This window comes from Cryobacterium sp. RTC2.1, assembly GCF_035018685.1.
GTDB classification, from domain to species: domain Bacteria; phylum Actinomycetota; class Actinomycetes; order Actinomycetales; family Microbacteriaceae; genus Cryobacterium; species Cryobacterium glucosi.
The window spans coordinates 1-22,330 of sequence record NZ_JASJXJ010000022.1; the positions used below are offsets into that span (position 1 = coordinate 1).

General features: G+C 67.6%; 25 protein-coding genes and 1 pseudogene. 8 read left to right on the forward strand and 18 right to left on the reverse strand.

The genetic code is table 11. From position 1 onward, the window contains the following. Positions 1-108 precede the first annotated feature (108 nt). A complete protein-coding gene (locus QN357_RS04820) occupies positions 109-1,824 on the reverse strand; it encodes an AMP-binding protein (RefSeq protein WP_241985080.1) in 1,716 nt (571 codons plus the stop codon). Positions 1,825-2,063: 239 nt separating this feature from the next. Here QN357_RS04820 and QN357_RS04825 point away from each other — a divergent pair. Beyond that, positions 2,064-3,029: pseudogene (locus QN357_RS04825) on the forward strand (glycosyltransferase family 2 protein); the annotation flags it as partial. A 375-nt stretch (positions 3,030-3,404) separates the two neighbouring features. Here the strand turns inward: QN357_RS04825 and QN357_RS04830 are convergent. From QN357_RS04830 to QN357_RS04845, 4 genes are read right to left on the reverse strand one after another with little or no spacing between them, the layout of a single operon-like run. Continuing rightward, a complete protein-coding gene (locus QN357_RS04830) occupies positions 3,405-3,944 on the reverse strand; it encodes a dihydrofolate reductase (RefSeq protein ID WP_277871718.1) in 540 nt (179 codons plus the stop codon). Beyond that, positions 3,934-4,743 (reverse strand): thymidylate synthase, encoded by an 810-nt coding sequence (locus tag QN357_RS04835; RefSeq protein ID WP_134448858.1) that lies wholly within the window; start codon positions 4,741-4,743, stop codon positions 3,934-3,936. The genes QN357_RS04830 and QN357_RS04835 overlap by 11 nt, the downstream gene beginning before the upstream one ends. A gap of 27 nt (positions 4,744-4,770) precedes the next feature. Beyond that, a complete protein-coding gene (locus QN357_RS04840) occupies positions 4,771-5,505 on the reverse strand; it encodes a glutamine amidotransferase (RefSeq protein WP_134448857.1) in 735 nt (244 codons plus the stop codon). A 48-nt stretch (positions 5,506-5,553) separates the two neighbouring features. Beyond that, a complete protein-coding gene (locus QN357_RS04845) occupies positions 5,554-6,117 on the reverse strand; it encodes a hypothetical protein (RefSeq protein ID WP_322136043.1) in 564 nt (187 codons plus the stop codon). A 510-nt stretch (positions 6,118-6,627) separates the two neighbouring features. Between QN357_RS04845 and QN357_RS04850 the strand changes: the two genes are divergently transcribed. Together QN357_RS04850 and QN357_RS04855 are read left to right on the forward strand one after the other, a co-directional pair. Beyond that, positions 6,628-6,969, forward strand: coding sequence for an S-adenosylmethionine decarboxylase (locus QN357_RS04850; protein ID WP_198413440.1), 342 nt, complete (start codon positions 6,628-6,630; stop codon positions 6,967-6,969). Beyond that, positions 6,969-7,796 (forward strand): hypothetical protein, encoded by an 828-nt coding sequence (locus tag QN357_RS04855; protein ID WP_134560002.1) that lies wholly within the window; start codon positions 6,969-6,971, stop codon positions 7,794-7,796. Before QN357_RS04850 ends, QN357_RS04855 begins: the two co-directional genes overlap by 1 nt. Positions 7,797-7,799: 3 nt before the next feature. Here QN357_RS04855 and QN357_RS04860 read toward each other — a convergent pair whose 3' ends face one another. Continuing rightward, the gene (locus tag QN357_RS04860) at positions 7,800-8,225 is read right to left on the reverse strand and encodes a VOC family protein (protein ID WP_134448853.1); all 426 of its coding nucleotides are present in this window, start codon (positions 8,223-8,225) and stop codon (positions 7,800-7,802) included. Positions 8,226-8,366: 141 nt separating this feature from the next. On the opposite strand from QN357_RS04860, the gene QN357_RS04865 reads away from it, so the two are divergent. Next, positions 8,367-9,263 (forward strand): LysR family transcriptional regulator, encoded by an 897-nt coding sequence (locus tag QN357_RS04865; protein ID WP_322136044.1) that lies wholly within the window; start codon positions 8,367-8,369, stop codon positions 9,261-9,263. On the opposite strand, the gene QN357_RS04870 is transcribed toward QN357_RS04865, so the two are convergent. Continuing rightward, a complete protein-coding gene (locus QN357_RS04870) occupies positions 9,232-10,086 on the reverse strand; it encodes an aldo/keto reductase (RefSeq protein ID WP_322141114.1) in 855 nt (284 codons plus the stop codon). The two genes, QN357_RS04865 and QN357_RS04870, sit on opposite strands and share 32 nt — an antisense overlap. Positions 10,087-10,210: 124 nt before the next feature. After that, positions 10,211-11,182, reverse strand: a complete 972-nt coding sequence (locus QN357_RS04875; protein ID WP_134448851.1) for an aldo/keto reductase — start codon at positions 11,180-11,182, stop codon at positions 10,211-10,213. Between the two features lie 109 nt (positions 11,183-11,291). Here QN357_RS04875 and QN357_RS04880 point away from each other — a divergent pair, with 109 nt between their 5' ends. Further along, the gene (locus tag QN357_RS04880; RefSeq protein WP_134448850.1) at positions 11,292-11,618 is read left to right on the forward strand and encodes a hypothetical protein; all 327 of its coding nucleotides are present in this window, start codon (positions 11,292-11,294) and stop codon (positions 11,616-11,618) included. A gap of 31 nt (positions 11,619-11,649) precedes the next feature. On the opposite strand, the gene QN357_RS04885 is transcribed toward QN357_RS04880, so the two are convergent. From QN357_RS04885 to QN357_RS04905, 5 genes are all read right to left on the reverse strand, one after another. After that, positions 11,650-14,232: an ATP-dependent Clp protease ATP-binding subunit gene (locus tag QN357_RS04885; protein WP_322189616.1), complete on the reverse strand. Its 2,583-nt coding sequence runs from the start codon at positions 14,230-14,232 to the stop codon at positions 11,650-11,652. Positions 14,233-14,364: 132 nt separating this feature from the next. Then, positions 14,365-14,667: a hypothetical protein gene (locus QN357_RS04890; protein ID WP_134559996.1), complete on the reverse strand. Its 303-nt coding sequence runs from the start codon at positions 14,665-14,667 to the stop codon at positions 14,365-14,367. A gap of 85 nt (positions 14,668-14,752) precedes the next feature. After that, the gene (locus QN357_RS04895) at positions 14,753-15,496 is read right to left on the reverse strand and encodes a maleylpyruvate isomerase family mycothiol-dependent enzyme (protein ID WP_134559994.1); all 744 of its coding nucleotides are present in this window, start codon (positions 15,494-15,496) and stop codon (positions 14,753-14,755) included. Between the two features lie 24 nt (positions 15,497-15,520). After that, positions 15,521-16,156, reverse strand: a complete 636-nt coding sequence (locus QN357_RS04900; protein ID WP_134448846.1) for an FMN reductase — start codon at positions 16,154-16,156, stop codon at positions 15,521-15,523. Positions 16,157-16,158: 2 nt separating this feature from the next. After that, positions 16,159-17,277: an LLM class flavin-dependent oxidoreductase gene (locus tag QN357_RS04905; protein ID WP_134448845.1), complete on the reverse strand. Its 1,119-nt coding sequence runs from the start codon at positions 17,275-17,277 to the stop codon at positions 16,159-16,161. 498 nt (positions 17,278-17,775) lie between these two features. Here QN357_RS04905 and QN357_RS04910 point away from each other — a divergent pair, with 498 nt between their 5' ends. Beyond that, positions 17,776-18,033 carry a hypothetical protein gene (locus QN357_RS04910; RefSeq protein ID WP_134448844.1) on the forward strand — a complete coding sequence of 86 codons (258 nt, stop codon included), beginning with the start codon at positions 17,776-17,778 and terminating at the stop codon, positions 18,031-18,033. Positions 18,034-18,067: 34 nt separating this feature from the next. Here the strand turns inward: QN357_RS04910 and aroD are convergent, their stop codons facing one another. Beyond that, entirely contained in the window at positions 18,068-18,847 is a 780-nt protein-coding gene (gene aroD, locus QN357_RS04915; protein ID WP_322140758.1) for a type I 3-dehydroquinate dehydratase, read from the reverse strand. Beyond that, positions 18,844-19,740 (reverse strand): shikimate dehydrogenase, encoded by an 897-nt coding sequence (locus tag QN357_RS04920; RefSeq protein ID WP_322140757.1) that lies wholly within the window; start codon positions 19,738-19,740, stop codon positions 18,844-18,846. The genes aroD and QN357_RS04920 overlap by 4 nt, the downstream gene beginning before the upstream one ends. A 147-nt stretch (positions 19,741-19,887) precedes the next feature. On the opposite strand from QN357_RS04920, the gene QN357_RS04925 reads away from it, so the two are divergent. Then, a complete protein-coding gene (locus QN357_RS04925) occupies positions 19,888-20,868 on the forward strand; it encodes a Gfo/Idh/MocA family protein (RefSeq protein ID WP_134448841.1) in 981 nt (326 codons plus the stop codon). A 44-nt stretch (positions 20,869-20,912) separates the two neighbouring features. Here QN357_RS04925 and QN357_RS19515 read toward each other — a convergent pair whose 3' ends face one another. Further along, positions 20,913-21,314, reverse strand: a complete 402-nt coding sequence (locus QN357_RS19515; RefSeq protein WP_369125149.1) for an oleate hydratase — start codon at positions 21,312-21,314, stop codon at positions 20,913-20,915. Continuing rightward, positions 21,254-21,568 (reverse strand): oleate hydratase, encoded by a 315-nt coding sequence (locus tag QN357_RS19520; RefSeq protein WP_347233218.1) that lies wholly within the window; start codon positions 21,566-21,568, stop codon positions 21,254-21,256. Before QN357_RS19520 ends, QN357_RS19515 begins: the two co-directional genes overlap by 61 nt. On the opposite strand from QN357_RS19520, the gene QN357_RS04935 reads away from it, so the two are divergent. After that, entirely contained in the window at positions 21,495-21,671 is a 177-nt protein-coding gene (locus QN357_RS04935; RefSeq protein WP_322137415.1) for a hypothetical protein, read from the forward strand. The genes QN357_RS19520 and QN357_RS04935 overlap by 74 nt on opposite strands. A gap of 44 nt (positions 21,672-21,715) precedes the next feature. Here QN357_RS04935 and QN357_RS04940 read toward each other — a convergent pair whose 3' ends face one another. After that, a complete protein-coding gene (locus tag QN357_RS04940) occupies positions 21,716-22,237 on the reverse strand; it encodes a phosphohydrolase (protein WP_134448838.1) in 522 nt (173 codons plus the stop codon). Between the last annotated feature and the right edge of the window lie 93 nt (positions 22,238-22,330).

The window sequence follows — 22,330 nt, forward strand, 5'->3', positions numbered from 1 at the left end:
CGCCCTGCTCGCCCCCGTTCCCGTCCCCGCCGCCGTTCGCGAAAGCGGGTGAGTCGTCGGTATGCCGAGCTCAGTACGACGTTTCACCCGCTTTCGCGGGCGCGCGGATCAGCTCTTCGACGAACGCTTAAGCTCGGGGAACTGGTCGTCGCGCCATTCCTCCGGAAGCCGGAGCTGCTGCTCTGCGGCATCGTTCTCGCGCGCCCGCAGCTCGACCCTGCGGATCTTGCCTGAGCTCGTCTTGGGCAGTTCGAAGAACTCGATACGCCGCACCCGCATGTACGGCGGCAACCCGTTGCGGGCGTGGCGCAGCACGGCGAGAGCGGTCGCGCTGTCGGGTGCCCAGCCGGCCGCGAGGTGGATGTACGCTTTGGCGATGTTGAGTCGGGTGTCGTCGGGGGCGGGGACGACCGCGGCCTCGGCGACGGCGGGGTGTTCGAGCAGCACGCTTTCGACCTCGAACGGGGAGACCTTGTAATCGGAGGACTTGAAGATGTCATCCGTGCGGCCGATGAAGGTGATGTAGCCGTTGTCGTCCCGGGTGGCGACGTCGCCCGTGTGGAAGTAGCCATCCCGGAGCGCGGCCTGGGTCCTGACCGGGTCGCCGTGGTACCGGGCCATGAGGTTGACGGCGGGCTCGGCGAGGTCGAGGCAGATCTCGCCCTCGTCTGCGACGCCTCCCGTGATCGGATCGACGAGGGTGATCGCGACACCGGGCAGGGGCAGGCCCATGGACCCGGCCTTGAGGACGGACCCCGGCACGTTGCCGACGATGGCCGTCGTCTCGGTCTGGCCGTACCCATCGCGGATCGTGAGCCCCCAGGCACGCTGGATCTGGCTGATCACCTCGGGGTTGAGCGGTTCACCCGCCGAGAGGATCTCGCGGAGGCCGACCGGCTTCTCGCCCACATCGGACTGGATCAGCATCCGCCACACCGTCGGCGGCGCACAGAACGTCGTGACCTTGGCGCGGTGCAGCTGGGCCGTGAGCGCCTGCGGGTCGAACCGGCCGTAGTTGTAGACGAAGACGGTGGCCTCAGCGATCCAGGGCGAGAAGAAGCTGCTCCAGGCGTGCTTGCCCCAGCCCGGTGAGCTGATGGCGAGGTGCACGTCGCCGGGACGAAGCCCGAGCCAGTACATCGTGGAGAGATGGCCCACGGGGTACGAGGTCTGGGTGTGCACGACCATCTTGGGCTTGCTCGTGGTCCCCGAGGTGAAGTAGATGAGCGACGGGTCGTCCGAACCGACGGCCACGGGAACGGGCGCCGTGGACAGCAGGGCGGCGTCGGCGTAGTGAGCCCAGCCGGGAACCGTGCCGCCGACGCAGATGCGCCGGAAATCGCCGTCGATCTCCGCGAACTTGGCGGCGTCACCCGCATTCGCGATGACGCAGTCCACCTCGCCGCGCTGCACGCGGTCGGCGAGGTCGCCGGCGGCGAGCACGGTCGATGTCGGGAGGATCACGGCGCCGATCTTCATGATGCCGAGCATGAGCTCCCAGAGTTCGACCTGGTTGCCGAGCATGAGCATCACGTGATCGCCCTTGCCGACGCCCTGCTGGGTGAGCCACGCCGCGACCTGGTTGGAGCGTGCGGACATCTCCGCGAAAGTGACCTTCAGCTCACGGCCGTCCTCCTCGACGATCCACAGGGCGATGTTGTCGTTGCCGGCCGCGATCACGTCGAACCAGTCGACGGCCCAGTTGAATGACGCGCCGACATCCGGCCAGCGGAATTCCGCGGCGGCACGGGCGTGGCCGTCCCAGAGGCGCAGCAGCTGATCGCGGGCGGCACGAAAATTGGAGGTACTCGTCGGAAAAGTCACTTCTCCATCATCCTCACTCATAAATGCCTGTAACTGCATGCATCCGGAAAACACGTCGCGGCGCGTTCCGGGGGCAACCCACACCCGGATGTGGTTAACCACATGGGTCGCCCCATCCGGGTGACAGGGCCAGCGGTCCCCTCCGGCCTCGGGTAGCTTCGTGCACGTCAACACCGACAGTCTCGACGTGGCGTCTCCGGTTCCAGTGTGGGACGTTCGATTTCACCCCGGGGGCACAGATGGTTACGTTCTTCGTCATTTTCATTCTTGTTGTGGGAATCAACACCTTGCTCTGGACCACGGTCGGTCTCATCCGTGCCGTGGTCGAGAGCAGCCGCCGCCGGTCGCCCGATCGATCGCAGGACCCGCTGATCTCCGCGGACGAGGTCGCGGTCCTGGTCGCCGCCCACGACGAAGAACAAGTGATCGCCGCGACGATCGGTTCCGCAACCGGCCAGGTGCCCGTTGGACACGTCTTCGTCGTTTCGGACGCCTCAGCAGACCGGACCGCGGACCTCGCGAGAGCCAGCGGAGCGAACGTGCTCGAACTCGAGTCGAATCACGGAAAGGCCGGCGCGCTCGTCGCGGCAATCGACCATTTCGAACTGGCACGCCGGTTCCCGGTCGTGGTGCTCCTCGATGCGGACACGGTGCTGGCCCCCGACTACCTGCTGACCGGCCTGCCGTGCTTCCAGGATCCGGGGGTCGTCGCGGTTGCAGCGTGTGCGTCGACGATCGCTGATCCTCCCCCCGCGACGATGATGGGCCGATTCCTGGTCGCATACCGGGAACGTTTCTACGTCATGGTGCAGTACCTGCTCAAGTACGGTCAGGCCGCCAGGCTCGCGAACGTGATCTCCATCGTTCCCGGTTTCGCGAGCATGTATCGCAGCCGGGTCCTCGGAAGCATCGACATCGATCCTCCCGGGCTCGCGATCGAGGACTTCAACATGACGTTCGAAGTGCACGCGCGCAAGCTCGGCCGGATCGCATTCCACCCCTCGATCGCGAGGGCCTCGACCCAGGATCCGGACAACCTGCACGATTACACCCGGCAGCTCCGGCGTTGGACCCTGGGGTTCTGGCAGACGCTGCGCCGCCACGGATTCCGGCTCGGCTGGTTCTGGGGTGCGCTGGCGCTCCACGTGTTCGAGCTCGTGACGAGCAGTGTGATGATGCTGCTGTTCCTGCCGCTGCTCGTCGTATCGGTCGGCGCGGTCATCTGGGAGGCGACGTCGACGGACCCGTCCGGCATCGCCACGCGGCTGACGGACGCGATTCCGCCGACCCTGATCCTGCTCGGCGTGCTCGTGCCCGATTACCTGTTGACCGTGCTCGTCGTCGCCGTCACCCGCCGGCCGAGTTATCTGCTGCTCGGGTTCGCCTTCCCACTCGTACGTGTGGTCGACGCGGCGATCTGCCTGGCGACCCTTCCCCAGGCATTCCTGACGCCGTCGAGCGGACGCTGGAGGAGTCCGGAACGCCGAGTCACCGTGGCGCCCGTGGCTCCCGCGCTGCAGGAGAAGCCGGTGCCGCCGGAGACGTCAGCTCGTGAAGAGATGTCCGTGCCCGAAGAGACGTCAGTTCCGCGGAACCGGCCGCTCGTACCCGACAAAGCGAAAGCGGATGCCGGTCCTCGAGACCATCCATTCCGAGGCGTGGGCACGCGTCCACTCCCCGTCAACCGCGGGGGCCCTCGTGTCGCCGGGCACGGCGAGGTCCAGCTCGGTGACCTCGAGTCGTGAGGCGCGGGCCAGGGCTTCGCGGTAGACCTCGCCTCCGCCGATCACCCAGATCGTCGTGGCCGGATCTGTGGCCGAGTCGTCCGCAGCGAGGGCATCGTCCACGGACCCGGCGCGTTCGGCTCCGGCAGCGGCCCAGTCGGCGTCCCTGGTGACGACGATGTTCCGTCGCCCGGGGAGCGGCCGGAATCGTTCGGGGAGGGAATCCCACGTGCGACGACCCATCACGACCGTCGCGGCATCCGTCACGGCCTTGAAATGCGCGAGGTCTTCGGGAAGGTGCCAGGGTATCGAACCGGCGCTGCCGATGATCCCGTCGTGCGCCTGCGCCCAGACCAGTGCGATCACGGGAGTGTGACGGGCGGGATCAGACGGCAACGGGTGCCTTGATCGCGGGGTGGTGCTGGTAGCCGACGACCTCGAGGTCCTCGTACCCGTAGTCGAAGATGCTCGCGCGTTCGCCCGTGATGCGGAGCGTCGGGAGCGGATACGGGGCACGGGTCAGCTGCTCCGTGACCTGGTCACGATGGTTGTCGTAGATGTGGCAGTCCCCGCCGGTCCAGATGAAGTCGCCGACCTCGAGGCCGGCCTGGGCGGCGACGAGGTGGGTCAGCAGCGCATAACTCGCGATGTTGAAGGGGACGCCGAGGAAGAGGTCGGCGCTGCGCTGGTAGAGCTGGCAGGACAGGCGGCCGTCGGCGACGTAGAACTGGAAGAGCGCGTGGCACGGTGCGAGGGCCATCGACGGGATGTCCGCGACGTTCCAGGCCGACACGATCATGCGACGCGAATCCGGGTCTGTCTTCAGGGTCTCGATCACCTGGGCGATCTGATCGATGTGACCACCGTCGGGGGTGGGCCAGGAGCGCCATTGCACTCCGTAGACGGGACCGAGTTCTCCGGTTTCCGATGCCCACTCGTCCCAGATGCTGACGCCGTGTTCCCGGAGCCATCCGACGTTGCTCTCGCCGCGCAGGAACCACAGGAGTTCGTAGGCGATCGACTTGAAGTGCACGCGCTTCGTCGTGATGAGCGGGAAGCCCTCACGAAGGTCGAAGCGGAGCTGGGCGCCGAAGATGCTCGTGGTTCCGGTCCCGGTCCGGTCGGCTTTGGCGGTGCCCGTCGCCAGGGTGTGGCGAAGCAGGTCTTCATACGGGGTCGCGAGTGAGGTTGGCATTCGTAGCAGTTTATTTGGTGGCGCAGCTTATTCGGTGCCGAAGCGCCGCACGAAGGCACGCATCAGGTTCGCCGGTTGCGTCACCGTGGCCGCCGCGATGCTCGCGATGACTCCGGTCCAGGCATCCGGCTTGACATATCCGTTGTCGCGGTAGATCCGGAGGCGGGTGAGGATGCTCGCATTGGTGAGCTCCGGGTGGAACTGGGTCGCGTAGACGTTCCGTCCGACCCGGAAGGCCTGGACCGGGCAATCCTCTCCGGTGGCCAGGAGTACGGCGCCGGGCGGGAGGACCGTGCATGCCTCCTTGTGTCCGACGAAGGCCTCGAAGTCGGGCTCGAGGATACCGAACAGGGGGTCGGCGGCTCCCTCCTGCGTCAGCCGCACTCTCGTCGGGCCGGCGTCCTCCGGCCACGTTCCGTCGACGACACCCCCGCCGTGTGTCGTCAGCAGCCCGATGCCGTAACAGGCTCCGAGAAAGGGAAAATCACGGGCGACGACGAGGTCGAGGAGCGACTGGAGTTCCCGCTCGACCCGGAGCTGGACGGCGGACTTCGTCGCCGCGGGGTCGCTGGCGTTGAAGGGGCTGCCACCGACGATGATGCCGGAGTAGTCGTCCAGCCGGATCGGCGGCAGTGGCGCCGCCTCGAGCCTGACCCGGTGCAGGTCCTCCGGGGTGAGGCCGCCGGCGCTCAGGAAACCCTCGTACTCGTCGTCGGCGGCTTCGTCCTCCGGACGGCTGGCCAAGAGCAGGTAGGGCTTCACGCCGCCATGATACGCGGTGCGGCGCCCATTCCGGTGCGCGCTTCCCGATCAGTACAGGAATGACCTCGCGAAGGTGTTCACATCGATGTTGACGCCGTTGAAGACCCGTTCAAAATGCTGCTGAACACCGACTCGGAGATTCCCGGACGCGTTCCAGCCACCGAACGGAATCGGTGCAGGCGAGAGGAGATCGACGGGGTCGTCAGGGAGGCCGGCCACGGCAGTCGAGCCCGGCTGGACGGGCACGGCATCCCAGAGGGCGACGTCCGAGAACTCCGTCGTTCCCGCGCCCATGATGTCGTCCCACATCCGCGCGCCGGTGTAGACGACGGGGCGCACTCCGGTGGATTGGACGCCCGTGATCATGGCGCGGGTGAGCGGCGGGCCGCCCGTTTCGATGTCGAGGGCGAAGAACTGGAGCCGGATGCGGAAGGAGCCCGTCGCCGCGATCCCCTCCCGCCAGCAGCGCGGATCCCTGGTGTACGCGGCGATCGCGAGACCGGCGTCGATGGCCATCGCGAGCTGCGCCTGGGTGCGGGCGAGAGGCGTGCACGTGCCGAACTCGGTGGAGCTGAGGATGTAGAGCCGGAACCCGGCTTCGTATGCCTGCACGAACCAGGCAGGATCGGAAATCGGATTGTCCGAATCCAGCGCCCTGATCGCCGGTGACGGTTGGGCCCGCGACGATTGGGCCGGTACGGTCGGCACCGGAGTGGGGCCGCGGTCGGGGAAACCGCTGGGATGCCGGACGGGGCGGATGCCGCCGGGTCCGGTCGGATCGCACCTGCTACCTGGATGGCCGCGAGGGGAAGGCCCACTGCAAGGATCACCAGCAGCGCGGCCCCGAAAATGGGCGGCGCAACCGGCCCCTTTCCCGGGTGTCTCGTGACGGAAAGCCTGCGCATTCGCTCAGTGTGCACCGGCATCGCGGTGAAGAAAAGGGACCCACCGGGGACTCGTCCAGACTGTCGGACGTGCCCTCGGACCCCGATGGATGTCTGGGGGGCGTACAGTGAGGCAGCACCGCTCAGTCTCAGGTTCCAATGTCGCCCTGATGAAACGGCTGCCGCCGGGGATTCCTTTCCCCAAGCTCTTGATCACATCACTGGGGGAATGGCTTTCATGCGCGACCTTGCACCAACCATTTACCGGCAGCGTCTTGTCATCGAGGCCTACCCCGCCGAACCGATCAGCGCAGTGCAGATCACGGACTACTTGTCAGGGCTTGCCCCGGTGCTCGACATGAAAGGCCTGATCGAACCGGTCACGCATCGCAGCGATCTGTACGGCTGGGCCGGGTGGACTCACTGGGAAACGTCGGGGGCGCATTTCTACGCGTGGGAACAACCGGTGCTCTTCTACAGTGTCGACATCTACACCTGCAAGCCGTTCGACCCCCTCGTGGCCGTCGAATACACCACGCGTTTCTTCGGCAGTGCCAGCGCCGAATACAAGGAGTTTTAGTGCCGACCCGCGACACCGATACCGTGATCGGCGCCGAGGTGTTCAGCCCCCGATACGACCTGAGCGATGCCGAGCTCGAGGACCTCACCGTGCGGCTGCTCGCCGCGCGCACGCGTGACCTCCCGGAGCACTACCGGCTGGTCGCGATCGAGGTCGACGGCCGGAGCCCGTTTTCGAACGTCGGCCGGCACGTGGAACGTGTTGTCTTCGAGGCGACGTTCGGCAACGATGCCGCGCAGATGACGGACGAGTACGGCGCGTACGAGGGCACGAGCACATTCTTCATCTCCATCGACAGGGACACCGGCACGCCGAGCGGGGTGCTGCGGATCATCGAGGATTCCCCGCATGGACTCAAGAGCCTCAACGATGCCGCCCAGGAACCGTTCAATCTGGAACTCGATGAGGCGTTCCGCTTTCACGCGATCACCGATCCGACCGAGATCTGGGACATCGGCACCGTCGCCGTCCTCCCCGACTACCGTCGCGGCGAAGCAGCGGTGAGCGTGCAGCTCTACCGCGCCATGTACCTCTCCGCGCTCGTGCACCGGATCAAGCACATTGTGTCCATCGTCGACGACCGCCCGCTGCGCAAGATGCGGGACTTTCTGGGCATCCCGTTCGTACCGCTCGCCGACACTCCCCCTGGTCCGTACCTCGGCTCGAAGAAGAGCCACGCCGTCTACGGGTACGTGCCGCACTTCCTGCCGAAGGCGCGGGCGCACCGCGACACCATGCGCGGCCTCCTCGTCCGCAACGCCCTGCAGCGCCTTGTCGACGGCACGGAAGACGACTCGATCAGCCTCGACGTCCAGCCCGGCGCCTGAACGTCACTCGGGCGCTGTGCTGCCCGATCCGGAGATGTTGACCAGCCAGCTCACGCCGAACGGGTCCACGAGCATCCCGAAGCTGTCTCCCCACGGCGCCTTCGCAAGCGGCTGGAGTACGGTCCCGCCGGCAGACAGTTTTTCGAAGTAGCCGCTCAGTTCCGCCTCGTCGTCGCCGCTCAGCGAGACCGACATAGTGGTGCCCGGTGTCAGATCCATGCTGTTCGGTGTGTCCGCCGCCATCAGGACCATCCCGCCGTCCGTCGTCAAAGCGGAGTGCATGATCTTGTCGCCCTCCGCAGGATCCTCACTGGCGTGGAGCTCCGCGAAGGTACTGCGCGTGACCGTGCCGCCGAAGACCGACTCGTACAGGTCCATGGCCGCCCTGGCCGAATCACGGAACGAGAGATAGGGGTTGAGCGTTGTCATCTGAGACCTCCAGACCGGGGCGTGCCCGCCGTCGGGCCCGCGCTTCCGAGACATTATCGACCCCGGAACGGCAAAAGACGAGGCGGTGGATCCAGTCCTCGCACCTGTGAATGGCCTCGCGTGAGGCACTAGCCTTGCTGAATGGAACTCCGCCAGCTCGAACATTTCGCGATCGTCGCCGAGGAACGCCACTTCACCCGGGCCGCCGAGATCCTGCAGATCTCACAATCCGGTCTGTCGGCATCCGTTCGGGCGCTCGAAAGCGAGCTCGGGACGTCACTCTTCATCCGCAGCACCCGCAGCGTCGAACTCTCGGTCGCCGGACAGGCCTTCCTGGTCGAGGCGTTGCGCACGCTCGCGAGCGCCACCGCGGCCCAGAACGCCGTTGCGGCTGTGCGCGGCCTCATGCTGGGGAGCCTGACCGTCGGCGCCGAGCCGTGCCTGGGCTCGGTGGACCTTCCGGGAGAGCTCGCCCGCTTCCGCATGACGCATCCAGGGGTCGACGTACGTCTCAGGCACGCCGGATCGCTCGAGCTCATCGAGGGCGTCGCGAACGGCCGCACGGACGTCGCCCTTGTCGTCTCGGTCGGCGACCAGACTCCCGGCGTCCGACTCAGTCCGCTCAGCACGCAGCGGCTCATCGTGCTCTGCCATCCCGATCACGCGTTCGCGGCCAGGGGCTCCGTCGACCTCGCATCCCTGCATGCCGAGTCACTCGTCGGGTTCCCCGCAGGCTGGGGCGCACACGTCCTCGCCCGCCGCGGTTTCGCTGCTGCCGGGTTCGATTACCGGGCCGCGCTCGAGGTCAACGACGTGCATCCGATGCTCGACCTCGTCGGTTACAACCTCGGTGTCGCGATCGTGCCGGAGAGTTTCGCAGCGAAGCGCCCTGACCTCTTGCGAGCCATTCAGATCGAGGATCCGATGCCGCCGTGGACGGCCGCGGTCGCCGTGGCGGACGAGCCCAGCCCGGCCGCCACGGCGTTCCTCACCCAGCTCGCGGGGATCAGCCCAGCAGCGCCAGTTCCTCAGTCGTGAGCGTGATGCCGGCAGCGTGAACCGAATCCCGGATGCTCTCCGGCCGCGAGGCGCCGGGGATTGGGATGACCACAGGGGACTTCGCGAGGTGCCAGGCCAGGCAGACGACCTGCGGGCTGACCCCTCGGTCTGCTGCTACCTGCTGGAACGGCGCGAAGCGTTCGCCGAGCCGGGACGCAGAGGAGATCCCACCGAGCGGGCTCCAGGGGATGAAGGCGATTCCGAGTTCGGTGCAGAGCTCGAGCTCCGGTTCGCTGCTGCGGAACGCAGGAGAGAACTGGTTCTGCACGCTCGCGAGGCGCCCGCCGAGCAGTTCGCGGGCGAGCCGGATCTGATCGACGTTCGCATTGGAGATGCCGGCGAGGCGGATCGTGCCGGCGTCGAGGAGCTCGACGAGCGCCCCGATGGAATCGGCGTACGGCACCGCCGGGTCCGGCCGGTGGAACTGATAGAGGCCGATCGCGTCGCCGCCGAGCCGCGCGAGTGAGGCCTCCGCGGCCTTCTTGAGGTGTTCAGGGCGGCCGTCGACATACCAGGTGCCGTCACCGGGGCGCAGGTGCCCGCCCTTCGTCGCGACGAGCAGGTCGCTGGTGTCCCCGCCCCACGACGCGATCGCTCCTGCGATGAGGGTTTCGTTGTGGCCGACCTCGTCGGCGTGCAGGTGGTACGCGTCCGCGGTGTCGAACAGGGTCACGCCCTCGTCGAGGGCCGCGTGGATCGTCGCGACGGACCTGGCCGCATCCGGTCGTCCTTCAATCGACATCGGCATTCCGCCGAGTCCGATCGCGCTCACGGTTCGGTCGGCGATCATTCGGGTTTGCATCATTCGGGTCGGCATGGCTTCCTTCGTTGAGCGGTTGACGGGGCTGGCGGTTCTGCAGTGTTCGTTGCGGGATTCGTTGCGGGATCTGTTGCGGGATCTGTTGCGGGACCTGTTGCGGGGTTGGTCACCAGGCATAGTCCTCAGGGGCCGGCTTGTGCCCGGGGAAGATCTCATCGAGACGGGCCAGAGCTGCGGCATCGAGGGTGACGTCGAGCGCCCGGAGACCGTCGTCGAGCTGGGCCTGGGTGCGCGGCCCGATGATCGGCGCCGTCACTCCCGGCTGGTGCAGGAGCCAGGCCAGGGCCACGTCTCCCGGCTCGTGCCCCAGGTCTGCGGCGAAGTCCTCGAAGGCCTGGATGGCCGGTCGGTGCGCGGCAAGCGTCTCGGCAGAGCGCCCTTCGAGGCGCCGTCTGCCGTCGCGCTCCTTGCCGAGCACTCCCCCGAGGAGGCCGCCCTGCAGCGGGGACCAGGCGATCACACCGAGCCCGTTCGCTCGCGCCGCCGGGAGCACTTCGAGCTCGAGGTCCCGGGTGAGGAGGTTGTAGATCGACTGCTCACTCACCAGGCCGGTGAAGTTGCGACGTCGCGCTTCCGCCTGGGCCGTGGCGATGTGCCAGCCGGCGAAGTTGCTGCTGCCCGCGTAGAGGATCTTTCCCTGGGCGACGGCCGTCTCCATGGCCTGCCAGATCTCGTCCCAGGGCGTCTCCCTGTCGATGTGGTGGAACTGGTAGATGTCGATGTAATCCGTCTGCAGTCGCCGGAGGCTCGCGTCGAGGGCCCGGCGGATGTTGAGGGCCGAGAGCCTGCCGTTGTTCGGCCAGTCCGAGGTCGTCCCGTAGAGCTTGGTGGCGAGCACGGTCCGCTCCCGGCGATCGCCGCCGCGCGCGAACCACCGGCCGACGAGGGACTCGGTGGCCCCGGGCCCGAGGTCGCCGCCATAGACGTTCGCCGTGTCGAAGTAGTTGATTCCCGAGGCGAGCGCCGAGTCCATGATGGAGTGCGCCTCCGGTTCCGGCGTGAGCGGCCCGAAGTTCATGGTGCCGAGGCACAGTCGGGAGACGGAAAGACCAGAGCGACCGAGGTGTGTGTATTCCATGACTTCAGCCTCCTCCAGGACCACTGATCTGTCCAACAGCCGTCATCGCTGTGATTGACCAGTTGGGGTTCTCAATCGCTTACCCGGAAAGCTGGGTACAGTTTCGAGCATGAAACTCACCGATATCGACCCGCCCGGTCGCAGTTTTTCGCGCTGGCTCACCGAGGAGGAGATCGGACGCGTGCTCGCGAGCGATCGCGGCTGGCGACTCGCCGAGGACGGCAGTGTCGTGGCCGGAAAACTCCGGAAGGCCCGGATCGCCGACTCCCTCGGGGACCTCGGTCGCGCCGCCATCGCCAACCGGTGGACCGCGCGGGCCGCGGCCCCCGGAAGCGACGGCAGCGGCCCGACGCACATCATGTGGGGTGTGTTCAATGCCCGCTCCGACACGGAGATCGCCGCGGAGATCGCCGCCGGGATCGCCGCCAGGGGCTGAACCAGCCTGGCGGCGACTCCGCAGCGACTCCTTACGCGGCCAGGGGCAGCGGCTGCGCCGGCGCGGATGCCGCGGCCGCGACGACGAGTGCGCCGTCAGCAACCGAGACTTCGACTCCGGTACTCGCCAGCAGGTCAGAGCCGACGAGGAGGTCGGCGATCTTGTCGTCGAGTTCCCGCTGGATCACGCGGCGGAGCGGCCGGGCACCGTACTCGGGTTCGTAGCCCCGCGTGGCGATCCAGTCGATCGCGTCCTCGCTCACGGTCAGGGCGAAGCCCTGGGCGGCGAGCCGGGTGCGCGTCCCGGCGAGCAGCATCCGCACGATGTCGTGCAGTTGCGGCGCGTCGAGCTTGCGGAACAGCACGATCTCGTCGAGCCGGTTCAGGAACTCCGGACGCATCGCCTCGCGGAGCTTGCCCATCACCCGGTCGCGGAGCGCTTTCTCCGAGCCGAAGCCGTTGTCGGCCCCGCCATCGATCTGGGCGGTGAAGCCGAGGGCGCCGCTCCGGCTGGCGAGGAATTCGGAGCCGAGGTTGGAGGTCATGATGATGACCGTGTTCCGGAAGTCGACGGTGCGACCCTGGCCGTCGGTCAGGCGGCCGTCGTCGAGCACCTGCAACAGCAGGTTGAACACGTCGGGGTGGGCCTTCTCGATCTCGTCGAGCAGGATCACCGAGTACGGGTTCCTGCGCACGCGCTCGGTCAGCTGCCCGGCCTCGTCGTAGCCGACGTAGCCGGGAGGGGACCCGACGAGCCGGCTCACGGTGTGCCGTTCGCCGAACTCGCTCATGTCGAAGCGCACCATCGCGTGCTCGTCGCCGAACAACGATTCAGCGAGGGCCTTGGCGAGCTCTGTCTTACCGACGCCCGTCGGCCCGAGGAACAGGAAGCTGCCGACGGGTCGGCCGGCATCGTTCATGCCCGTGCGATTGCGGCGCACCGCCTTGGCGATGAGCGTGACGGCGTCGTCCTGTCCGACGACGCGTTCGTGCAGCTCGGCCTCGAGCAGGCCGAGGCGGGAACGGTCGTCCGCGGTGAGCCGGGCGACGGGTATGCCCGTCGCGCGGGCAATGACGCGGGCGATCTCGGCCTCGCCGACGACGGCCTCTGCTGCAACGGCCTGGGCGGGGTCTTCCTGGAGCTGCAGCTGTGCCTGGACCGTCTCGATCTCGTCCCGGAGCCGGGAGGCCTCCTCGTACTGTTCGGTGAGGACGGCGGCGCTCTTCGCCTCCTCGAGTGTCACCACGCGCGCACGCAGGGCCTCGAGGGCCTCACGGTCGGGCAGGGAGCCGAGGGTCAGGCGCAGCCGGGCACCGGCCTGGTCGATCAGGTCGATGGCCTTGTCGGGCAGGAACCGGTCGGACACGTAGCGTGCGGAAAGCTCGACGGCGGCACGCAGCGCCTCGTCGGTGTAGCGCACGCCGTGGTGCTCTTCGTAGCGGCCGCGCAGCCCCGCGAGGATGCTCACCGCGTCGTCGATGCTCGGCTCGCCGACCCGCACGGTCTGGAAACGGCGTTCGAGGGCCGGGTCCTTCTCGACCTTGCGGTACTCCTTGAGCGTCGTCGCGCCGATCACGTGCAGCTCACCGCGAGCCAGCCGCGGCTTGAGGATGTTTCCGGCGTCCATGCCGCCGTCGCCGGATCCGCCGGCGCCGACGACCGTGTGCAGCTCGTCGATGAAGATCACGAGCTCGCCGCTGTGCGCGGTGATCTCGTCCATGGTCTTACCGAGGCGTTCCTCGAAGTCGCCGCGGTACCGGGTCCCGGCGACCATCGCCGCGAGGTCGAGTGCCACGACGCGCTTGCCGCGCAGTTGCTCCGGCACGGTTCCCGCCACGATGGCCTGCGCGAGCCCTTCGACGACGGCGGTCTTGCCGACGCCGGCCTCGCCGATCAGAACCGGGTTGTTCTTGGTGCGCCGGGAGAGGATCTCGATCGTCTGTTCGATCTCGTCGGCACGGCCGATCACCGGGTCGAGTTTCCCGTCGCGGGCCCGGGCCGTGAGGTCGGTGCCGTAGGTGTCGAGCATCGGCGTTTCCGAAGCGGATGCCGGGGCAGGGTCCTGGCCCGTCGCATCCGCCTGCGGCTCGCGTGCACCGGCCTGCAGGGATTCCTGGGTGACGCCGGCCGCAGCGAGGACCTGGCCGGCCGGGGAGTCCTCGTTCACCACGAAGGCGAAGAAGAGATGTTCGGGGTCGATGTAGGTCGACCCGAAGGCGCGCGCGATCTGGTGCGCGTCGAGGAGGGCGCGCTGGGCGGAGGGGGTGAGTCCCGGCGTCGCGTCTCCGGTCGGGGCGGAGCGCTCCGGCAGGCGCTGCTCGGCGGCCAGGGCGAGGGCCGCGGGGTCTGTGCCGGTATTCCGGATCGCCTGGGCGGCCGGTTCGCGCAGGACGAGGACCCGGAGAATGTGCAGGACGTCGACGTGGGAGTGCCCGTGCTCGACCGCGTACTGGGCGGCCTCGGCGAGCACCTCGTGGGTGCGGCGGCTGAGCAGCCGGGTGATGTCGATCGGGCGCCCTGTGGGTGCAGCACCCTGCTGGCCCTGCAGGTAGCGGGCGATGAACTCGTCGAACGAACCGTTACCGGAATCCGCGGGACCGAAGAATGTAGGCACGAGACCTCCTGATCTTGAAACTTGAGTGCTATTGACTCAACTCAACGTCAGGCCGTGGGTTTCATTCCCGCCTCATGCTGGGAAACCCCCGGTTACGCGGTCGGCGAACGGAGTGCGAACAGGCCCAGAGGTTCAGGCCCCGAGGATGCCGCGCGCCACGACGACGACGACGGTCACGGCCGCGACGCCCAGCGCGATCAGGACCAGGCCCCGGCCGTGCACGCCGGCGGGCATGACCCGGAGCGCGCGCATCGAGTATGCGAGCCCGACGAGGACAGCGATGACTCCCCAGAACGGGAGCACGAGAGCGAGGACGAATCCGGCGAGGGTGATCCAGAATCCGAGCGAGCGCCCGGGTGTCTTCGTCCAGTCGGCACGCGGCGCGCCGAGGGCGATCAGTCGGTTGTCCTGCATGTTCGCGCGCGGATCGTCCACTGTCAGCCCCCGTTGCTTCGAGTACCAGTCTGCCACGCGGCGGGATCGTTCAGCGCGATCGTTCAGCAGGATCGTTCAGCTGGGCTCAGAGCCACCGAGGCGGGTCGGCCGGAGTCCCGGCGCTCGAACCCACGCCGGAACCGCCACGCCCGGTCGCCCACTGGACGAGGCCAGCGAGGCTGCCGGACACGACGATGGGATGCGCGGAATGGAGGTCGCCGAACCTGCGCTCGTCGTGGGAATCAGTGACGGAGAGCACGAGGTCTCCCCCGTCACCCCGGGTCGCCCAGGCCGAGGTGATCTCGGTGAGCAGGCGATCGAGCACCTCGACCGGCACGTCGGCGAAGGATGCGCCGGTCGCGAGGTCGATCGTGTGCACCCAGAGTTCCTGGTTGCGCATCCACACGGTCTCGGACACGGCAATCTCCCGGCCGCTCGGGGTCCGGACCGGGTGGCTCCACGTCTCGGGGGTGAGCCGGCGCCACGCGGCGTCGAGCTGGATGGTCGCGACGTCGAAGAGGGTCCGCAGGGCGTCGCGGTCGAGCTCGGCCCCGGCGGCGATGTCGCTGTCGCGAGCCGCGTTCGAGACGTACATCGGCGTTTCGACGTCGGTGCGCGCCCAGGTCACGAGTCGTACGATGCCCCTCGCGTTATATGCGACATGGGCGATCACGTGACGGCGGCTCCAGCCGGGCAACAGCGAGTCGCCGTCGAGGTCGACGTTCGACAACCCGTTGAGCTCGTGCGCGAAGAACGCGGTCGCGCGACGAGCGAGCAGGAGTTGCGCGAGCAGCTCGGGATCAGCGGGGAGAGCGGTAGGTGCGGGCATTCCCCCATTCTCGCAGGGAACCGGTCAGATCGAGGGCTGGAATCCGCCCGTCGGACTGAAGGACGCGTCGATCGTGAACGGGTCGCGCACGGAATTCGAGCGATCGGATGCCGCGATGAGAGCCGCGAGTTCCCCGGCCGCCCTGTCGATGCGGTCGGGCAGCGTCTTGACCGTGTCCGCGCCGCTTCCCCAGTCCTCCGATGCGGCGAACACCGCGGTGGTGGCGACGACCGCGTGCAGGTAGGTGAACATCGGGCGGATGGCGTAGTCAAGGGCCAGGGAATGGCGTGCGGTGCCCGCCGTCGCCGCGATGACCGTCGGCATGTCGGTCAGCGACCGGTTGTCGATGACGTCGAAGAACGACTTGAAGAGGCCGCTCGCGCTGGTCGTGAAGATCGGGGTGACGGCGATGAGCCCGTCCGCGCCGGTCACGGCTTCGATCACCGCATCGAGCTTCGGGCTCGGGAACCCGGTGAGCATGTTGTTCATCACGTCGAGGGCGACGTCGCGCAGTTCGAAGATCCTGACCTCGGCGGGGATGCCTTTCTCGGCCAGGCGGGAGGAGGTCGCCTCCGCAAGACGGTCGGCGAGCATCCTCGTCGAGGACGGCTGGCTGAGTCCTGCGGTGACGACGGCGATGGTACGGGTGCGTTCCGTCATGGCTAGGCCACCTCGACCGGAGCGCCGACGGATGCGCCGACGGGAGCCGCGGCCGCCGCAGCAACGAGCGACGCGTGGGTGGGGGCATCCGGAACCGTTGCCGGACGGTTCTTCGCGAACTCGCGGCGCAGCACGGGCACAACCTCTTCACCGAGCAGATCGAGCTGTTCGAGAACGGTCTTGAGCGGCAGTCCGGCGTGGTCCATCAGGAACAGCTGGCGCTGGTAGTCGCCCACGTAGTCCCGGAAGCCGAGAGTGCGGTCGATGACTTCCTGCGGGCTGCCGACGGTGAGCGGCGTCTGCGAGGTGAATTCCTCGAGGCTCGGGCCGTGGCCGTAGACGGGCGCGTTGTCGAAGTACGGGCGGAACTCCTTCACGGCGTCCTGCGAGTTCTTGCGCATGAAGACCTGGCCGCCGAGTCCGACGATCGCCTGCTCGGCGGTGCCGTGGCCGTAGTGCTCGAAGCGCTGGCGATAGAACCCGACCATTTTCGCGGTGTGCGAGGCCGGCCAGAAGATGTGGTTGGCGAAGAAGCCGTCGCCGTAGAATGCGGCCTGCTCCGCGATCTCCGGGGTGCGGATGCTGCCGTGCCAGACGAACGGCGCGACGCCGTCCAGGGGGCGGGGCGTCGACTGGAAGCCCTGCAGCGGGGTGCGGAACTGGCCCTCCCAGTCCACGAATTCCTCGGTCCAGAGCCGGCGCAGGAGCGCGTAGTTCTCGAGCGCGAGGGGAATGCCCTGGCGGATGTCCTGGCCGAACCACGGGTAGACCGGGCCGGTGTTGCCGCGGCCGAGGGTCAGGTCCACCCGGCCGTCGGCGACGTGCTGGAGCATCGCGAAGTCTTCGGCGATCTTGACCGGGTCACTCGTCGTGATCAGGGTCGTCGCCGTGGAGAGGATGATGCGCTCGGTCTTGGCCGCGATGTAGCCGAGCATCGTGGTCGGGCTCGAGGGCACGAAGGGCGGATTGTGGTGCTCACCGGTTGCAAACACGTCGAGTCCGACTTCTTCGACCTTCTGGGCGATCGTCAGGATCGCCTTGATGCGCTCCTGCTCGGTCGGGGTACGGCCGGTGGTCGGGTCGGTTGTCAGGTCCCCGACCGAAAAGATTCCGAACTGCATGGTCAGCCTCTCTGAGTGTTCACTGCATTTTCTCGGGCAGTATTTTCAATGCATTTGCATGGATATCGTACCCAACCTCGATCGGGGGTTTCCTATTCCCGCACGACAGAGACCTCGCCTGAGACACGGTGATACTCAGAAATATCTCATGGATCGCCGATATCCGGCCGTTGACATCTCGGAGTGAATCACATAACGTTCCTCCAAAGCTCCTCCGCCCGATGAAGTGCTTCAGGATCCCCGTCGGCCGTTCGGTAACCCGCCGTACTGCCGCACCCGAGAAACCGCTTCATCACGGAAGGACCACTGATGCGGGAACGACTCCAGGCTTCGCCTCACGTCGGTTCGCGACATCATCCGCTGCGCCACCCATCGGCCCACACCACGCGCTGAGAGCGCTCACCAGGAACGCCCGGCACCACTGCCGGTTGTCCCCGGTTCGCTCGCCGCCGCAGCAGTTCCCCCACACTCACCCCAGAGAAAGAATTGGGTATCCCCATGAACCACGAATCCTCCGACCTGCCGCAGAAGTCCGAACACGCGGAGAACTACGAGCACACCGAGCACACCGAGCGCACCGAGCGCACCGAGAACGTCGCGTACACCGAGAGCCTGAAGCACGCCGACGAACCCGAGCACGGCCAGACCCTGGCACCGTCGGAGGTGGGCAGCATGTTTTCCGAGTACCGGCGTCGCCAGCTGAACATCTTCCGCGAACGCGAATCGACCCTCGAGCTCGACGACACCGCGATCTAGCACACAGCGATCTGGCGGGGCTCAGCAGGCCCGGTCACCGGGCTCCGTGCACCAGGTCCAGGACGGCCCGCAACTCGCTGGCCTCGATCTGGCCCGGGGCGCTCGAGGCTCCGACGGAACCGAAGGTGACACAGGAACCGAAGGTCTCCCCGGCCAGCCTCGACACCACGCCGAGTCCCCCCATGGACATCGCGATCACCGGGCGCCGGGCCTGCTCGGCGACGAACTCGGCGGTCGCGTCCATCAGGGTGAGGACATCGCGCGGGCTCGACGGCATCACCGCGAGCTTGAGCACATCCGCCCCGAGTGCCTGCTGCTCCGCGAAGCGTGCGAGAATCTCGGCCCGCGGCGGCGTGGACTCGAAGTCGTGCGAGGACATCACGACGAGGACGCCCGCCTCGTGGGCCGCGCTCACGATGCGGAGCAGGCACGACCGCTCGGTGAAGAGTTCGACGTCGACCGCATCGACCCCGGCGGCGATCGCCAGCCCGAGCAGGTCGGCGTAGGCCTCCGGGAGGATGTCCCGCTGCCCGCCTTCCCGTTTCGTGCGGAAGGTGAAGATCACCGGGACGCCCTCCGGAAGGGCAGCACGCACGACGGCGATCGCTTCCCGGACGGCCGCTGGGATATCCGATTCGGAGAAGAAGTCGATCCGGAGTTCGACGAGGTCATAGTCCCCGGCGATGAGTCCGGAGGCGGCCGCCGCGAGTTCGGCGATCGTCGCCCCGACCAACGGAACGCAGATCTGCGGCCTGCCCTCGCCGAGCACGATCGAGCGCATCCGCACAGAGGACCGTGCCGTCGCGCCGGTCATGAGGCCTCTCCCCCTGCCGGGGAGTGCGCGGGCGCAAGGCCGACGGCCGACCGCATGGCAGCGCGGATGCCCGCCTCACCGTGCAGGGGTTGGTCCTGTTTCCCGCCGGTGAAGATGCGCACCTGGCTGATCGCCTGCTCGACGAGCATGTCGAGCCCGCTGAAGACGACGCCGCCTGCGGCACCCCAACCCTCGGCGATCGGGCTCGGCCACGGGTCGTACGCCACGTCGAAGAGGATGGAACCGGCGTCAAGGGGCCGGAGGTCGAGGCCGTCCGCAACCCCGCCCGGCAGCGTGCTGATGACGAAGGAGAGCGGGCCGGCCGCGTCCAGCTCGTCGAGCCGCCGAACCCGCACGGGGACCCCGAGCTGGTCGCCGAGGGCCGACAGGTCGGTGGCCCTGGCGGGATCCCGCAGGTAGACCGTGATCTCCCCCGCGCCGAGCGCGTGAGCCGCGTAAAGTGCCGAGGCTGCCGTCGCACCACCGCCGAGGATCGCGGCAGAGGAGGGTCGAGCAGAGTCCAGCGTCGAAACCGTACGGACGATGCCGTCGACGTCGGTGTTGAAGCCGTGCAACCGGCGCGTGCCATTGTCGGCCGTGAACAGCACGGTGTTCGCGACGCCGAGGTCGTCGACGAGCGACGAGGTCGTGTCGAGCAGCGGGACGACCTCGCGTTTGAGCGGCATGGTGAGGCTGAGCCCGAGCCAGCTGTCGTCGAGGGAGACGAGCCACGAGGCCAGCTCGCCCGAGCGGACCTCGGCCCGGGAATAGTCGAACGGGAGACCGAGCAGGGTGTACGCCGTCGTGTGCAGCAGGGGCGAGCGCGAATGACCGATGGGAGACCCCAGTACCGCGAGGCGGCGGCGGCCGGCCGGGGAAACGGGTTCAGACACGAGCCCCTCCGATTCGATTCTTCGACAGATCCAGCGATAGCGGCACGTGAGATGCGGCAGGCCGCTGCTCAATGGTAGTGTCCCGAATATGTCACTACACGCAACAAATAGTCGCCGCAATGTCGCGGCCCGTGGGTCGGTGCGCTGATGCTCAGGATCGGAATCCTCGGTGCCGCCGGCATCGCGCCGTCCGCGATCATCCGCCCCGCCCGGCGACGAACCGATGTCGTGATCGCCGCGGTCGCCTCGCGCCGGGCATCCGCTGCCGCCGCCTATGCGCAGGAACACGGCATCGACCGCTCATACGGCGACTACCGCGCACTCCTTGCGGACCCGGAGATCGACCTCGTCTATGTCGCGCTGCCGCCCTCGGAGCACGCCGAGTGGTCGATTGCAGCGCTCGAGGCCGGCAAGGACGTGCTCTGCGAAAAGCCCTTCGCGATGAACGCCGCCCAGGCCGGGCTGATGCGCCAGGCGGCCGCCGAGACGGGGCAGCGTCTCATCGAGGCGTTCCACGACCGCTACCACCCGCTCAGCCTCGAGCTCGACGCCATTGTCGCGTCCGGCCGGCTCGGCGACGTCGTGTCCCTGCGCGGCGAATTCTCCGGCAGCAACCCCTTCGACCCGACGTCGATCCGGCACATCCCGGCCCTCGGCGGTGGTTCGTTGATGGACCTCGGGTGTTACCCGCTGCACTGGGTGCGGGCCCTCACCGGCGAGGAACCCCTCGTCACGAGCGCCGTAGCCACCCTGAACCCGCTGGGGGCCGACATGAGCATGGATGCCGCACTGGTGTTCCCCTCCGGCGTCACCGCCCGGGTCTCCTCGAGCATGATCGCGGGCACTCCCCTCGACACCTCGTTCGACATCGTCGGGACAGAGGGCACCGTGCACGTGGACAACATGGTTTTCCCGTCCCGCGGCCACAGCATCCGCGAAGTCAGCCGGGGAATCGAACGCTGGCTCACCGTTCGCGGCAACGAGACCTACGATCACCAGCTCGATGCGGTCGTGCGCGGCCTTGCGAGCGGCGAGCCGCTCCTCACCGAGGGGGACGATTCCGTCGGCAACATGGCGGCCATCGATGCCATCTACGCCGCGGCGGGGATCGAACGCGCCGTCGGGTAGCGGTGCGGCGGGCTCTCGCGGACACAGGACGCGGGGGAAGCGGGTTACCGGAACGCCGCTGCGAGCGCGTGCAGGTCGACCTTCGGGTCCAGTAACCCGTGATAGATCGGCGGGATGGGCTTCTCGACGTCGAAGAGCGTATAGACCGCCTGCATGGCGCCGTGCACGGAGTACTCGACCGTGAAGACGACGTCCTCGGGTAGTGGGGTGAACTGGCCGAGGAAGGCGAAGTTCTCCGCGCCGTCCGGGAGCACCTTCGGCCGGTCCTCCGGCACGCGCCGGCTAAAGAGGGCTGACGCATACGGCATCATGACCGTTGTCACGTCGGTCGACGCGAGCACCTCGTCGAGGATGTCCTCGAAGCCGAGCTGGTGCACGAGCTCCGTCAGGATCTCTTCGCCCGTCGCCTCGGACATCTTCTTGTCAGTGATCGAACCGATTGTGATGAAGGTGTTGTCGTCGAGGTCGAGAGCGGATGTCCCCTCGGCGTTCTCGAGGTGAAGCCGGGTCGCCCGGCGTGGTTCCAGAGCCGCGGCGAAGTCGACGTCGGCACGACCATCGAATCGTATTGGTTGTACGTGGTCCGGCTGACGCCGGACAGGAGGTGGATCCGGTCGAATTCCTGGATGAAGCGCTTGAAGTACCGACGCAGTTCGGCGGCGGAGTGCCAGTTCTGGAAGGCGAACGTCGTGCGCCACATCTGCCAGAAGTTGGTCGCGAAGAAGTGCTCGCCGAAAAGCTCATCGATTCTCGGTGGCGTGCGCCATGGTGCACTCCTCACGGTCGGGGCGACACCCCCGTAGTGGGGAGTATGCCCTAAAACTGAGCGTACTCCGTTATTCGGCGATCACGGCGTTGCGAACGGAGTGCGGATCGCGTCGAGGGTTGTCCCGAGTCCGCGCGCGGCGGCAGCACCCGCGATTTCCCGGCGCCGACGGGTGAACGGGTCAAGTCGGGCGAGCCGCCCCGGATCGGTGAGGTCTCCGACGCAGGCGAGCTTCACGGCGAGGGCGATCGGGTCGGCGAGCAGGAACCGGAACGAGATCTCGTCCGTTTCCTCGAAGCCGTGCCCAAGCGCAGTGACGGCCATCAGCAGCCGGTTGGGTACGAAGCCGCGCAGTCCGGCCAGGCCGGGGCCGGACGACGCGCAGGTGTCGTGCAGCAGGGCGACGACTTTCTCGTCCTCGCGTGCCAGTGCGGCCATCACACGAAGCGGATGCTCGATGGCCGCCTCCCCTGCCTCGTCGCGTTTCCCCGCGCAGGCCGTCCTGGCGAAGCGGAGAGCATCAGCAAGGAGCAGCGACGAATGACTGTCGTCTCCCTGCCGCTGCCCGCGCTGTGAAAAGTGGGTGAGGCTGAGTGTGTTCATGGCGCTGTCCTTGCTGAGCTCGCGAACCGAGGGATTCGCGCGCACGTCGCTGTGCGTCCTTTCACGCTACGGGCTGTCAGTTCCGGCAAAAGG

Excerpts from the sequence above, each read along its gene's own strand:
- aroD (WP_322140758.1), bottom strand. The coding sequence starts at position 18,847 with ATGACCGGCGCGACGGCACGGTCCTCTGTGCGGATGCGCTCGATCGTG.
- QN357_RS04905 (WP_134448845.1), bottom strand. The coding sequence starts at position 17,277 with ATGCAGTTCGGAATCTTTTCGGTCGGGGACCTGACAACCGACCCGACC.
- QN357_RS04875 (WP_134448851.1), bottom strand. The coding sequence starts at position 11,182 with ATGGAATACACACACCTCGGTCGCTCTGGTCTTTCCGTCTCCCGACTG.
- QN357_RS04860 (WP_134448853.1), bottom strand. The coding sequence starts at position 8,225 with ATGACAACGCTCAACCCCTATCTCTCGTTCCGTGATTCGGCCAGGGCG.
- QN357_RS04880 (WP_134448850.1), top strand. The coding sequence starts at position 11,292 with ATGAAACTCACCGATATCGACCCGCCCGGTCGCAGTTTTTCGCGCTGG.
- QN357_RS04895 (WP_134559994.1), bottom strand. The coding sequence starts at position 15,496 with ATGCCCGCACCTACCGCTCTCCCCGCTGATCCCGAGCTGCTCGCGCAA.
- QN357_RS04835 (WP_134448858.1), bottom strand. The coding sequence starts at position 4,743 with ATGCCAACCTCACTCGCGACCCCGTATGAAGACCTGCTTCGCCACACC.
- QN357_RS04850 (WP_198413440.1), top strand. The coding sequence starts at position 6,628 with ATGCGCGACCTTGCACCAACCATTTACCGGCAGCGTCTTGTCATCGAG.
- QN357_RS04925 (WP_134448841.1), top strand. The coding sequence starts at position 19,888 with ATGCTCAGGATCGGAATCCTCGGTGCCGCCGGCATCGCGCCGTCCGCG.
- QN357_RS04940 (WP_134448838.1), bottom strand. The coding sequence starts at position 22,237 with ATGAACACACTCAGCCTCACCCACTTTTCACAGCGCGGGCAGCGGCAG.
- QN357_RS04910 (WP_134448844.1), top strand. The coding sequence starts at position 17,776 with ATGAACCACGAATCCTCCGACCTGCCGCAGAAGTCCGAACACGCGGAG.
- QN357_RS19520 (WP_347233218.1), bottom strand. The coding sequence starts at position 21,568 with ATGTGGCGCACGACGTTCGCCTTCCAGAACTGGCACTCCGCCGCCGAA.
- QN357_RS04900 (WP_134448846.1), bottom strand. The coding sequence starts at position 16,156 with ATGACGGAACGCACCCGTACCATCGCCGTCGTCACCGCAGGACTCAGC.
- QN357_RS04865 (WP_322136044.1), top strand. The coding sequence starts at position 8,367 with ATGGAACTCCGCCAGCTCGAACATTTCGCGATCGTCGCCGAGGAACGC.
- QN357_RS04870 (WP_322141114.1), bottom strand. The coding sequence starts at position 10,086 with ATGCAAACCCGAATGATCGCCGACCGAACCGTGAGCGCGATCGGACTC.
- QN357_RS04935 (WP_322137415.1), top strand. The coding sequence starts at position 21,495 with ATGAAGCGCTTGAAGTACCGACGCAGTTCGGCGGCGGAGTGCCAGTTC.